This is a genomic window from Pseudonocardia oroxyli (genome assembly GCF_900102195.1).
GTDB classification, from domain to species: domain Bacteria; phylum Actinomycetota; class Actinomycetes; order Mycobacteriales; family Pseudonocardiaceae; genus Pseudonocardia; species Pseudonocardia oroxyli.
Genome location: NZ_FNBE01000021.1, coordinates 135,411 through 147,260, shown reverse-complemented (window position 1 = coordinate 147,260; position 11,850 = coordinate 135,411). Strand labels below are relative to the sequence as shown.

The 11,850-nt window shown below is 75.0% G+C and carries 11 protein-coding genes, 1 pseudogene and 1 riboswitch; of the genes and pseudogenes, 7 read left to right on the top strand and 5 right to left on the bottom strand.

The window, feature by feature from the left end; translation table 11 throughout:
• From BLS43_RS26510 to BLS43_RS26500, 3 genes are all read right to left on the bottom strand, one after another.
• Nucleotides 1-317: transposase (locus tag BLS43_RS26510; RefSeq protein WP_143030233.1), on the bottom strand; the 317-nt coding region annotated here is incomplete at its 3' end.
• A 66-nt stretch (nt 318-383) separates the two neighbouring features.
• Nucleotides 384-1,382 carry an IS481 family transposase gene (locus BLS43_RS26505; protein ID WP_093089420.1) on the bottom strand — a complete coding sequence of 333 codons (999 nt, stop codon included), beginning with the start codon at nt 1,380-1,382 and terminating at the stop codon, nt 384-386.
• A gap of 115 nt (nt 1,383-1,497) precedes the next feature.
• Entirely contained in the window at nt 1,498-2,340 is an 843-nt protein-coding gene (locus BLS43_RS26500; RefSeq protein WP_093089419.1) for a mycofactocin-coupled SDR family oxidoreductase, read from the bottom strand.
• An 82-nt stretch (nt 2,341-2,422) separates the two neighbouring features.
• On the opposite strand from BLS43_RS26500, the gene rsfS reads away from it, so the two are divergent.
• From rsfS to BLS43_RS31380, 6 genes and pseudogenes are all read left to right on the top strand, one after another.
• Nucleotides 2,423-2,788: a ribosome silencing factor gene (gene rsfS, locus BLS43_RS26495; RefSeq protein WP_093089418.1), complete on the top strand. Its 366-nt coding sequence runs from the start codon at nt 2,423-2,425 to the stop codon at nt 2,786-2,788.
• Nucleotides 2,785-3,408 carry a histidine phosphatase family protein gene (locus tag BLS43_RS26490; RefSeq protein ID WP_093089417.1) on the top strand — a complete coding sequence of 208 codons (624 nt, stop codon included), beginning with the start codon at nt 2,785-2,787 and terminating at the stop codon, nt 3,406-3,408. The genes rsfS and BLS43_RS26490 overlap by 4 nt, the downstream gene beginning before the upstream one ends.
• Entirely contained in the window at nt 3,398-4,108 is a 711-nt protein-coding gene (octT, locus tag BLS43_RS26485) for a diglucosylglycerate octanoyltransferase (RefSeq protein ID WP_093089416.1), read from the top strand. The genes BLS43_RS26490 and octT overlap by 11 nt, the downstream gene beginning before the upstream one ends.
• A 10-nt stretch (nt 4,109-4,118) precedes the next feature.
• Nucleotides 4,119-4,979: a DegV family protein gene (locus BLS43_RS26480; RefSeq protein ID WP_093089415.1), complete on the top strand. Its 861-nt coding sequence runs from the start codon at nt 4,119-4,121 to the stop codon at nt 4,977-4,979.
• A 122-nt stretch (nt 4,980-5,101) separates the two neighbouring features.
• Nucleotides 5,102-6,322 carry a ComEA family DNA-binding protein gene (locus tag BLS43_RS31385; RefSeq protein ID WP_245707840.1) on the top strand — a complete coding sequence of 407 codons (1,221 nt, stop codon included), beginning with the start codon at nt 5,102-5,104 and terminating at the stop codon, nt 6,320-6,322.
• A gap of 98 nt (nt 6,323-6,420) precedes the next feature.
• Nucleotides 6,421-8,469, top strand: a pseudogene (locus BLS43_RS31380) (ComEC/Rec2 family competence protein); the annotation flags it as partial.
• Nucleotides 8,470-8,787: 318 nt separating this feature from the next.
• On the opposite strand, the gene thrC reads toward BLS43_RS31380, so the two are convergent.
• The gene (thrC, locus tag BLS43_RS26465) at nt 8,788-10,053 is read right to left on the bottom strand and encodes a threonine synthase (RefSeq protein WP_093089414.1); all 1,266 of its coding nucleotides are present in this window, start codon (nt 10,051-10,053) and stop codon (nt 8,788-8,790) included.
• 6 nt (nt 10,054-10,059) lie between these two features.
• Nucleotides 10,060-10,205: riboswitch (SAM riboswitch) on the bottom strand.
• Nucleotides 10,206-10,435: 230 nt separating this feature from the next.
• Between thrC and holA the strand changes: the two genes are divergently transcribed.
• Entirely contained in the window at nt 10,436-11,404 is a 969-nt protein-coding gene (gene holA, locus BLS43_RS26460) for a DNA polymerase III subunit delta (protein WP_425438574.1), read from the top strand.
• A 157-nt stretch (nt 11,405-11,561) separates the two neighbouring features.
• Here the strand turns inward: holA and rpsT are convergent, their stop codons facing one another.
• The gene (gene rpsT, locus BLS43_RS26455) at nt 11,562-11,828 is read right to left on the bottom strand and encodes a 30S ribosomal protein S20 (protein ID WP_093089412.1); all 267 of its coding nucleotides are present in this window, start codon (nt 11,826-11,828) and stop codon (nt 11,562-11,564) included.
• Between the last annotated feature and the right edge of the window lie 22 nt (nt 11,829-11,850).

Genomic DNA, 11,850 nt, shown 5'->3' with positions numbered 1-11,850 from the left:
GTGGTCGGGTGGAACCCGGCGTCGGTGACCGCGAGCCCACACGCCGCCTTCCACCGCAGATCGAACGTGAGTGCCTCGACCGCCTCACGGTCCGAAAGACCGTGCAGGGTCTGCAACACCAGCACCGAGGCCACCACCTCGACCGGCACCGACGGCCGACCCCGACCCGCAGCGAACAGGTCGGCGAACAACTCGTCCGGAAACAACTCCCGGCGGTGCGCGGCCAGGAACGCGAACATCCCACCCGAAGGGAGCAGATGCCCAGCCACGGACTCGACATCGAGCAACTCACGCTGCGGATCAGACCGTCCCTGCACCCCGACAGCCTCCCAACCGGGCGAGATCAACACCCGATCCCACGCCAGCGGATTTTCAGCAGTCTCCTAGTTGTGATGTCCGGGGAGGTTGGTCAGCCTGGTGATAGGTGGCCGGCCGCCGATGGCGGAGTGGGCTCGGTGGTGATTGTAGAAGTGCAGCCAGGCGGGCAGGGCGTTGTCGCGTTGGCGGGTTGACTCGTAGGGCCGGGCGTAGGCCCACCCGTCGCCCAGGGTCCGGTGGAACCTCTCGATCTTCCCATTTGTCTGGGGTCGGTAGGGGCGGGTCCGCCGGTGGGTGATGGCCAGCTCGGCGCAGGCGTCGCGCCAGGCGTAGGACCTGTAGGCCGAGCCGTTGTCGGACAGGACCCGTTCGACGGTGACACCACGCTGGGCGAACCAGACGACCGCACGCCGGAGCACGGCGATCGCGGTGGCTGCTTTCTCGTCGGTGCAGATTTCGGCGTAGGCGGTGCGGGAGTGATCGTCGATCACGGTGTGCACGAACGCGGTGCCGATGACCGGGCGGTAGTCCCGGCCTCGTTGTCCGGTGCGTCGTGCGGTGGCTTCCTGGTTGCGGCGGCCCTGCTGTCTTCCCAGGTAGCGCCAGCCTCCGCCGTCGGGGATGTTGGCGAACTCGGTGACGTCGACGTGGATCAGTGACCCGGGGTGGGGGTGTTCGTAGCGGCGCAACGGCTCGCCGGTGACCCGGTCTATCCGGGAGAGCCGGTTGATCTGGCAGCGGGTCAGGACCGCGTGCACCGTCGAGGCGGCCATGCCCAGGCGCCCCGCGATCTGCACCGGGCCCAGCCGGTGACGCCAGCGCAATCGCACGATCCGCCGGACCAGACCGGCTCTGGTCCGGGTCGGTGACGAGTGTGGCCGTGAGCTGCGGTCGAGCATCCCGGCCGGTCCTTCGGCCCGGTAGCGGTCGGCCCACTTCTTCGCCGTGCGCGCCGAGACCATGAACATCTTCGCCGCCGCGGCGTAGGTCCAACCATGGTCGACGACGAGTTGAGCGAGCCTCAACCGCGTGCGTGGGGTCAGGGTGGCGTTAGCGTGGGACACGAAGGCCTCCGGTCGGTGAAGCGGTTCCTCGACAGCTCCACTTCACAACCGGAGGCCTTCGTCTGTCAGCCAGACTCACCGACCCCGGGCGATACAACCTCCCTGGACATCACACCTAGTCCATCCCGTTCGACAGGACGAGCGCTTCCCCCGACCTCAGCCGGACCCGGTCGGTGACCAGGGCGAACACGGCGTCGGCCACCTCGCTCGGGGTGAGCAGGCCGGGGCGGGGTCGACCGGCGGCGAACACCGCCTCGGCGTCGGCCCGGGTCGGCTCGGCCAGGTCCGGGCGGACCATCCGGTAGACCTCGTCGTGCAGGATCATCGGCGTGCCCACCCCCGCGGGCATCACGGCGTGCACGACGATCCCGTGGTCGGCCACCTCGAAGGCCAGGGACTTGACCAGGGCGGCGACGCCCGCCTTGGCCGCGGCGTAGTGAGCGGAGTTCCGCGCCCCGGTCGTCGCCACGATCGACGAGGTGGCCACCAGGCGTCCGGAGCCCTGCGCGACGAGGTGGGGGAGCACCGCCCGGAAGGTGTGGAAGACGCCGGTCAGGTTGACGTCGAGCATGGTCCGCCACACCTGCGGGCTCATCTCCGCGAGCGGGGAGCCGGTGGCGATGCCCGCGTTGGCGACCACCACGTCGAGCCGCCCGAGCTCGGCGATCCCGCGCGCCACGACGTCCTCGACGGCGCCGAGGTCGCGCACGTCGGCCCGCACCGCCACGCACCGCCGGTCCAGCGCCTCCACCTCGCGCACGGTCTCCGCCAGGTCGTGCGGCGTCGCGGCGGTGTAGCGCACGGTCTCCACCGGCGCGGTGACGTCACAGACCACGATGTCCGCGCCCGCCCGGGCGAGCCGCACCGCATGCGCCCTGCCCTGCCCCCGGGCACCCCCGGTGACCAGAGCGACCCTCCCCAGCAACGCGCCGTCGTGCCTGTCGTCCCTGTCGTTCATGACCTGCCGACCGGTCCCGAGCCGGGATCTCATCGGACCTGACACACTGTGCGGCGACGAACCGGTGAAAGGAAGTGCCCGAGTGACGGCAACGGCGGAGGCGATCGAGATCGCCCGGGTCGCGGTGGCGGCCGCGGCCGACAAGCTGGCACAGGACATCGTGGTGCTGGACGTCTCGGGGCAGCTCGTGATCACCGACTGCTTCGTGGTGGCCTCGGCGCCCAACGAACGCCAGGTCCAGGCGATCGTCGACGGGGTCGAGGAGAAGCTGCGCGAGCACGGCGTGAAGCCCACCCGACGGGAGGGCACCCGCGAGGGCCGCTGGGTCCTGCTGGACTACACGGACGTCGTGGTGCACGTGCAGCACACCGAGGAGCGCGGGTTCTACGGCCTCGACCGGCTCTGGAAGGACTGCCCGACCATCGACTTCCCGGAGCTGACTCCGTGACACTGCGCCGGGTCGTCCTGCTCCGGCACGGTCAGACGGACTACAACGTCGCCGGGCGGATGCAGGGGCACATCGACTCGCAGCTGACCGAGGAGGGTCGCGCGCAGGCGGTCCGGGCCGCCCCGGTCCTGGCCACCATGCCGTTCGACCGCATCGTGTCCTCGGATCTCACCCGGGCCGTCGACACGGCGAACACGGTGGCCGAGGCGATCGGACTGCCCGTCAAGCTGGACCCGCGGCTGCGCGAGACGCACCTCGGGGAGTGGCAGGGGCGCAGCGTCGCCGAGGTCGAGATCGACTACCCCGGCCAGATCACGGACTGGCGCGGCGACCCGCGCTGGACCCCGCCCGGCGGGGAGTCCCGCGTGGCCGTGGTCGAGCGGTCGCTGCCGGTCGTCGGGGAGATCGACGCGGACCTGGCGGGCGAGCCCGGCGAGCAGTCCGTGCTGCTCGTGGCGCACGGCGGGATGATCGGCGGGCTGGTGTCGGGCCTGCTGGACCTGCCGGAGAGCGTCTGGCCGATCATCGGCGGGATGGGCAACTGCAAGTGGGCGGTCGTGGCGCGGCGTTCGGACCACCCGCGCTGGCGGCTGTCCGGGTACAACATCGGTGTCACCTGAGCTGCTCGTCCTCGCCGACTCCCTCGCCTTCCACGGCCCCGAGCGGGCCGAGCCCGCCGACCACCCGGACATCTGGCCGAACGTCGCCGGGCGCGCCCTGGGTGTCGACGTCGAGCTCGTCGCGGGCATCGGCTGGACCGCCCGGCACGCCTGGCAGGCGATGATCTCCGACCCGCGCGTGTGGGCGGCGGTCCCGCGGGCGTCGGCCCTGGTCCTGGGCCTGGGCGGGATGGACTCGCTGCCCTCCCCGCTCCCGACGGCGGTGCGCGAGCTGATCCCGGTCCTGCGGCCGGAGTCGGTGCGGCACACCGTCCGCGCCGGGTACCTGCGCGCCCAGCCGCGGCTGTCCCGGTACGCACCCCCGGCCCTGCCCGCCCGGCTCACCGTCGCGTACCTGGAGCGGTGTCGGGCGGGGTTCGCGGCGCTGCGCCCCGATGTCCCCGTGGTCGCCCTGCTGCCCTCGGTCCATCGGGCCGCGCTCTACGGCGGGCACCACCGCGGCCGCGCCGCCGCCGAGCAGGCGACCCGGGAGTGGGCTGCGGCCCACGGGGTCCGAGTGTTGGACGTCGGCGCGCTGGTCGCCGCGCACGTCCTCGGCGGTCACGGCAACCCCGACGGGATGCACTGGGGCTGGGCCGCCCACCGCCGCGTCGGTGAGACGCTCGCCGAGCTTCTCGACGATCTCCGGTCGGGCACGTAGGTTGCCCGACATGTCGACCGTCGCCGTGGTCACCGACTCCACGGCCGATCTGCCCGCCGCCCTCGCCGACCGCGTCCACGTCGTCCCGCTGGAGGTGCGGCTGGGCAGCCGCGTGGTGCGCGACGGCGTCGACATCGGTCCCGGCGAGCTGAGCGCGGCCATCGCCGACCGCAGGCTGCACGTGCAGACCTCGCGCCCGACGCCCGAGGCGTTCGCCGAGCTGTACCGCTCGCTCCTGGACTCGGGCGCGTCCGAGGTGGTGTCGGTGCACCTGTCCCGCGAGCTGTCCGGGACCTGGGACGCGGCCCGGCTCGCCGCGCAGGAGGTCGACGCCGGGCGGGTCCGGGTCGTCGACTCCCGCGCGATGGGCATGGGGCTGGGGTTCGCGGTGCTGGCCGCCTCGCGCGCCGCGCTCTCCGGGGCGCCCGCCGCGCTCGTGGAGGAGGCGGCGGCCGCGGTCGCCGCGCGCTGCCGGGTGATCTTCAGCGTCGACGAGCTGGACCGGCTGCGCCGCGGCGGCCGGATCGGCGCCGCGGCCGCGCTGCTGGGCACGGTCCTCGCGGTGAAGCCGTTGCTGCACCTCGTGGACGGGCGGATCACCGTGCTGGAGAAGGTGCGGACCGCCGCCCGCGCGACGCAGCGCCTGGTGGAGCACGCCGTCGAGGCCGCCGGGGAGTGTGCGGACCTCGCCGTCCACCACCTCGGGGTGCCCGAGCGCGCCGCGGATCTCGCTGCGCGCCTTCGGGAGCGGCTGCCCGGGTCGCCCGAGCCGGTGGTGTCCGAGATCAGCGCGGTGATCGGGGCGCACGTGGGGAACGGGGCGTTGGGGGTCGTGGTGGTGCCGCGGTCCGCCCCGCCCCAGTCTGCCTGACGGGACCGACACCGTCGGGGCGGCGGCGCTCCCGGGCCCGCAGTTGTCCCCACCCCGCCCCGGGCATCCACAGATCTCCGCCGACTCCGGGATCCGGTCCGTCGTCGGCCTAGCGTCGAGGCGTGGCCCGCAGACCTCCTCGTGACGACTCGGCGGCGCGTCTGTCCGCGCTGCTGGGCACTCCCGTGGGTCGGGTCGCCACCGCGGCGCCGGTCCCGCGCGCGCCCCTGCCCGCGTCGCTGCGGCCCGCCTTCGCGAACCCGACGGCGTTCGGCGCGGAACAGGACACCCTCCCGCTCCGGCTCGATGCGGTCCTCGGCGCGCACTCCACCGATCCGCGGGCCGATCTCGCGCGCCGGGTGGGGGAGGCCGCGCCGCGGGTGCTGGGGACGCCCGACTGGGATGTCCGTGGAGCAGGTGCTGCGAGCCCGGGTGCCGCTGGACCGGACGCGGCCGGGCCGGATGAGCCGGGGGCGGACGACCCCGGGCGGTTCGAGGCGGGGTGGGGCGAGCCCCGGCGAGACCGGGTGGGGTGGGGCGGGCTTGGGCGGGACCGGGTGGGGTGGGGCGGCTCCGGGCGGCACGGCTCGGACGGGTCGGAGTGGGGTGAGCCCCCGCCGGGCGGCGGCGGGTCGGGGGGTTCGGCGCACGTTCCCGGTGGGCGGCCGAGCTGGGCGGGCCGGGTGGCGCAGCGGTGGGTGCCCGCGGGGTGGCGGGGCGCCCGGCTCGATCCCGGGCGGCTCGGCGCGGCGGCCCTGGTCCTCGTCGCGGCCGCCGCCGCGGTGGTCGCCGCCGTCGGGGTGTGGAGCGGCCGGCCCCAGCCCGAGCCCATGCCCGCGCTGCCCGCGGTGTCGTTGGCGGATCCCACGCCCAGCACGGCGCCCGAGGCCGCTGTGCCTGCCGAGCTCGTCGTGAGCGTGTCCGGCAAGGTGGCCCGTCCCGGCCTGCTCCGACTCCCGGACGGCTCCCGGGTCGCGGACGCGGTGGAGGCGGCGGGCGGCGCGCTCCCGGGCACCGATCTCAGCACCCTCAACCTGGCCCGCCGGCTGGCGGACGGGGAACAGGTCGCGGTCGGCGTCGCCCCGGCACCGGAGGACGCAGGGTCGACCGGGCCCTCGGCTGCGGGGGCGGCGGCCGCGGCGCCGGCGGGTGCCAAGGTCGATCTGAACCGTGCGACCCTCGAGCAGCTCGACGCGCTGCCCGGCGTCGGCCCGGTCACGGCCCAACGCATCCTGGACTGGCGCGCCGCCCACGGCCGCTTCGCCCGCGTCGACCAGCTGCGCGAGGTCGACGGGATCGGCGAAGGCCGCTTCGGGAAGCTCAGGGACCTGGTGACGGTGTGAGCGGGCGATCCGGCGCGGGCCGGCCCGGCGGGGGCGTCGGGGCACGGGGGCGTGGCGCTCCCGCGGACGATCCGCGCGCCCGGCCCGATCTGCGCCTGATGCCCGCCGCGCTCGCCGCGTGGGTCGCGGTGTTGGCCGCGCTCCTGGGCGGGCCGGGCGCCGGCGTGATCGCCTGCGCTGTGGCGGCGGTGGCCCTCCTGGCGGTGCGCGGGCGGCGGCTGCCCCCGCGCGCCCGCGCGGCGGCGCTCGCGGCAGCGGGCTGCGCACTCGCGGTGGGAGTGCCCGTCGTCGTCGCCGTCTGGCAGGTGCAGGACCATCCGCTGCGGGCGGCGGCCGAGCGCGGCGCGAGCGCCACCCTGCGCGTGGTCCTCACCGATGATCCCCGGCTGCTGCGCAGCCCGATCCCCGGCGAGGCACGGGTCCTCGTGCCCGCGGACCTGGTCGCCGCGGTGTCCGGCGCGGGGGAGTGGCGCACGGGTGGGCGGGTGCTGCTGCTCGCCCCCGCCGAAGGCTGGCAGGGTCTGCTCCCCGGGCAGGAGGCGGTCGCGCAGGGCCTGCTCGCCCCGGCTCAGCGGTCGGACCTCACCATCGCCGTCCTCCGGGTCCGCGGCGCGCCGACGACGATCGGCGAGGAGCCCTGGTGGCAGGCGGCGGCGGGTGGGCTGCGGAGCGGCCTGCGGGAGGCGGCCCAGGTGCTCCCGGAGTCCTCCGCCGGGCTGCTGCCCGGGCTCGCCGTGGGGGACACCCGACACCAGACCGTGGAGGTCGAGGAGGACTTCCGCGCCGCGGGCCTCACGCATCTGACCGCGGTGTCCGGGGCCAACCTCGTGATCGTCGGCGGGGCCGTCCTCGGCCTGCTGCGGCTGCTGCGGGCCGATCCCCGCGTCGCCGCGGCGGCCGCCGCCGTGGCCGTGGTCGGGTTCGTCGTGCTGGCGCGGCCGAGCCCGAGCGTGGTCCGCGCGGCGGTGATGGGCTTGATCGTGCTGCTCGCCCTGGGGCTTGGCCGCGGCCGCAGCGCCGTGCCCGCGCTCGCCGCGGCCGTCCTGGTCCTGCTGCTGCTTGATCCCGCGCTGGCGGTGGATGCGGGTTTCGCGCTGTCCGTGCTGGCCACGGGCGCGCTGGTGCTCGTCGCTCCGGGATGGGCCGCGGCGCTGCAGCGGCGCGGGGTGCCGCAGGCCGCGGCGGAGATGCTGGTGGTGCCCGCGGCGGCCTGCCTGGCCACCGCACCGCTCATCGCCGGGCTGAGCGGCCAGGTCAGCCTGGTCACGGTGCCCGCGAACCTGCTGGTCGTCCCGGCTGTGCCGGTCGCGACGGTGCTCGGGGTGCTCGCCGCGGTGGTCTCGCCGGCGTCGCCCGCCCTCGCGGAGCTGTGCGCGTGGCTGTCCGGCCCCGCCGTCGGATGGCTGGTCCTGGTCGCGGACCGGGCCGCCGCGGTGCCCGGCGGGGTGGTGCCCTGGCCCGCCGGGATGCTCGGGGCGCTGCTGCTCACCGCGGCCCTGCTGGGGCTGGTGGTCGCGTTCCGGTTCCGCAGGTCGCGGCTGGTGGTGCTGGCGGTCCTGCTCGGGCTGGCGCTCGTGCTGCTGCCCACCCGGGTCCTGCGGCCGGGCTGGCCGCCGCCCGGCTGGGTGGCCGTCGCGTGCGACGTGGGCCAGGGAGACGCCGTCGTCCTCGCCACGGGCGAGCCCGGCCGCGCGGTGCTGATCGACGTCGGCCCCGAGGACGGTCTCGTGGACGCCTGCCTGCGCAGGCTGGGGGTCGAGTCGCTCGCGTTGGTGGCGCTGAGCCACCTGCACGCCGACCACGTCGGCGGCCTCGCCGGGGCCCTGCGCGGCCGGTCGGTCTCGGCGATCGCGCTGGGCGCGTCCCACGAGCCGGAGTCGGCGGTCCGTCGGATCGCGGTCCGGGCCCGGGAGGCGGGGGCCGGTCTGCTGGAGCTGACCGTCGGACGTCGGCTGGAGTGGCGGGCGCTCACCCTGGAGGTGCTCGCCGCGGGCGGGCGCGAGGACATCGACGAGGAGGACGGCACGGCGGTCAACAACACCTCGGTCGTGGTGCGGGCGACCACGCCCGCCGGGCGGATCCTGTTCACCGGTGACATCGAGCTCGAGGCGCAGGCGGAGCTCGTGGCGAGCGGCGCGGACCTGCGCGCGGACGTGCTCAAGATGCCGCACCACGGCTCCCGCTACACCAGCCGCGAGTTCCTGGGCGCCGTCGCACCGCGTGCGGTGCTGGTCAGCGTGGGGGCGGGCAACTCCTACCGCCACCCGAACCCGGGCCTGGTGGACCTGCTGGCCGGAGCCGGGGTCGCGGTGCGCCGCACGGACCTCGGCGGCGACGTGGCGGTCACCGCGGACGACGGGCTCGTCGAGCGGGGCGACCCGCTGCCCGCGCCGCGCGGCACCCGCCCCGTCCGCGAACGCGAACGGGCCCCGGGAGCGCGTCCCGGGGCGCGTCGGCGGCGTGGCTCAGCGGTTCTCGAGCGCCTCGCGCACGGCCTTGCTCGTGGACGGCACGGTGGCGGTCGGGCCCACCTGGCCGGACACCGCGTCCAGCGTCTTCAGCCCGTCGCCGGTGATCAGCAGGACGGTCTCGGCGTCCCGGTCGATCCTGCCCTCGTCGATCAGCTTCTTGGCGGTCGCCACGGTCACGCCGCCCGCGGTCTCGGCGAACACGCCCTCGGTGCGGGCGAGCAGTCGGATGCCGTCGCGGACCTCGTCGTCGGTCACGTGGCCGACGGCACCGCCGGTGCGGCGCACCGAGTCGAGGACGTACGGACCGTCGGCGGGGTTGCCGATCGCCAGCGAGCGGGCGATGGTGTCCGGCTTGACGGGCTGGATGACGTCGTGCCCCGCCTCGAACGCGGTCGCGACCGGGGAGCAGCCCGCCGCCTGCGCGCCGAAGACCCGGTAGGGCTTGTCGTCGACCAGGCCGAGCTTCACGAACTCGCCGAAGCCCTTGTCCACCTTGGTCAGCTGCGAGCCGGAGGCGACGGGGATGACGATCTGGTCGGGGAGCCGCCAGCCGAGCTGCTCGGCGACCTCGTAGCCCAGGGTCTTGGAACCCTCGGCGTAGTACGGCCGGACGTTGACGTTCACGAACGCCCAGTCCTCGTGCTCGGCGGCCAGCTCCGTGGCGAGCCGGTTCACGTCGTCGTAGTTGCCGTCGACGGCGAGCAGCGTGCCGCCGTACACGGCGGTGGTGGTGATCTTGGCCTGCTCCAGGTTGGACGGGATCAGCACCACGGAGTCCCACCCGGCACGGGCCGCCGCGGCGGCCACGGCGTTCGCCAGGTTGCCGGTGGAGGGGCAGCAGAGCACGGAGAAGCCCAGCTCGCGGGCGGCGGCGAGCGCCACGGCCACGACCCGGTCCTTGAAGGAGTGGGTGGGGTTCCCGGTGTCGTCCTTGATCCACAGCTTGCGGAGGCCGAGCTCGGCGGCCAGCCGGTCCGCCTCGATGAGCCGGGTCAGGCCGGGCTCGGTGTTCGGGTGCTCGCGCACGTTCTTCGGAACGGGGAGCAGGTCCTGGTAGCGCCAGATCGACTTGGGGCCCGCCTCGATGGAGGCGCGGGTGACCGTCGGGAAGTCGTAGGCGATCTCCAGCGGACCGAAACACTCGCTACAGGCGAACTCGGCGGCCAGCGGGGCCTCGTGGCCGCACTCGCGACAGGACAGCGCGCGGGCCGAGCCCAGGTCGTAGGAGGTGCCGGTAGGCGTGTCAGCAGTGAGAGTCATCAGATCTCCTCATCTGTCCCGCTCGCGCGGGCCGGAATTGGCACCTGGTCCGTCGACGTGCGCACACTCCGAACGTGTGCAGCGCGGATCGTCGTTCGACGCCGGTTGCCGGGGCTTCAACGGGCCGTTCCCTCTGCCCCTCTGGATGAGCCATGTGCAGTTGTGCCCCGCCCGCGGGATCGACCCGGCGGGTGCGGACGTCCGGAGATCCGGATGTCGGCCAGGTTACGTCACCCGCGCGCCCCTCGGCCAGGTGAACCTCACATCCGAGAGCCGGCTCACGCGGCAGGCTCGGGCTGCGCGCGGATCGTCGGTGCCGTGCGGGACGATGGTCGGGTCCGCGGCCCGCCCCCGGTGGGTCCCCGTCCGCCGGAGGTCCGCCGTGCCCGCCACGAAGCCACCCGCCCCGCTGCAGCTCGTCGTGGGCGAGGAGGAGCTGTTGGTCGAGCGGGCCGTCTCCGAGATCATCCGGTCCGCGCGCGCGGCCGACCCGGAGACGGACGTCCGGCGGCTGCGTCCGTCCGAGGTCACGGCCGGGGAGCTGGTCGGGCACCTGAGCCCGTCGCTGTTCGCAGAGTCGCGGGTCGTGGTGATCCAGGGGGCGCACGAGGCCGCGAAGGAGCTCGCCGCCGCGATCCTCGCCTACGGGCGGGCCCCCGAGGACGGGATCGTGCTGGTCGCGGTGCACGCCGGCGGGGCGCGCGGCAAGCAGCTGGCGGACGACCTGCGTGCGCTCAAGGCCGTGGTCACCCGGTGCGACAAGCTCACCCGGGCCGAGGAGCGGGCCGAGTTCGTGCGCGCGGAGGCACGCCGCGCGGGCGGGTCGATCACCGCGGACGCGGTGTCGGTGCTGCTCGAGGCGGTCGGCTCGGACCTGCGGGAGCTCGCCGCGGCCACCGGGCAGCTGGTGTCCGACACGGGCGGCCAGGTCGACGGAGACGCGGTCCGCCGCTACCACCGCGGGCGGGCCGAGTCCTCGGGCTTCGCGGTGGCGGACAAGGCCGTCGCGGGGGACCGGGCGGGGGCGTTGGAGGCGTTGCGCTGGGCCCTGGTGCTCGGGGTGGCGCCGGTGCTGGTCGCGGACGCCCTGGCGGACGCGGTGCGCACGCTGGCGAAGGTCGGCTCGGCCGGTCGCGGCGACCCCAACCGCATGGCCCAGAGCCTGGGCATGCCGCCCTGGAAGATCCGCAAGGCCCAGGGGCAGGTGCGTTCCTGGCGACCGGCGGGCCTGGCCGTGGCCATCGCCGCGACCGCGCAGGTGAACGCGGACGTGAAGGGTGCGGCCGCGGACCCGGGCTACGCCCTGGAACGCGCCGTCCTGGCCGTCGTCGACGCCCGCGGCACCGGCTGACCCCCGCCCGAGCGCACGTGCCGTTCGCCGTCGGACCGGGCCCGGCGGAGCGGGGCTGCGGACACGACGACGGCGCTGCCCCACGGGAAAGGGCAGCGCCGTCGTCAGTCGCTCGCAGGAGGGAGCGCGAACCACGCCCCGTGGGGCGCGGGTGGTCTCAGGCGGACAGCTCGGCGGCGCGCCTGGCGATCGCCGACTTGCGGTTCGCGGCCTGGTTCTTGTGGATGACGCCCTTGCTGGCGGCCTTGTCGAGGGCCTTGGCGGCGTCCTTCTGGAGCTTCACGGCCTTCTCGGTGTCGCCGGCCTCCGCGGCCTCGCGGAACTTGCGGATCGCGGTCTTGACCGAGGACTTGACCGACTTGTTGCGCTGCCGGGCCTTCTCGTTGGTCTTGACGCGCTTGATCTGGGACTTGATGTTCGCCACGCTGGTTGTTCCTCAGTCTTTT

Excerpts from the sequence above, each read along its gene's own strand:
- BLS43_RS26500 (WP_093089419.1), bottom strand. The coding sequence starts at position 2,340 with ATGAACGACAGGGACGACAGGCACGACGGCGCGTTGCTGGGGAGGGTC.
- BLS43_RS26480 (WP_093089415.1), top strand. The coding sequence starts at position 4,119 with ATGTCGACCGTCGCCGTGGTCACCGACTCCACGGCCGATCTGCCCGCC.
- thrC (WP_093089414.1), bottom strand. The coding sequence starts at position 10,053 with ATGACTCTCACTGCTGACACGCCTACCGGCACCTCCTACGACCTGGGC.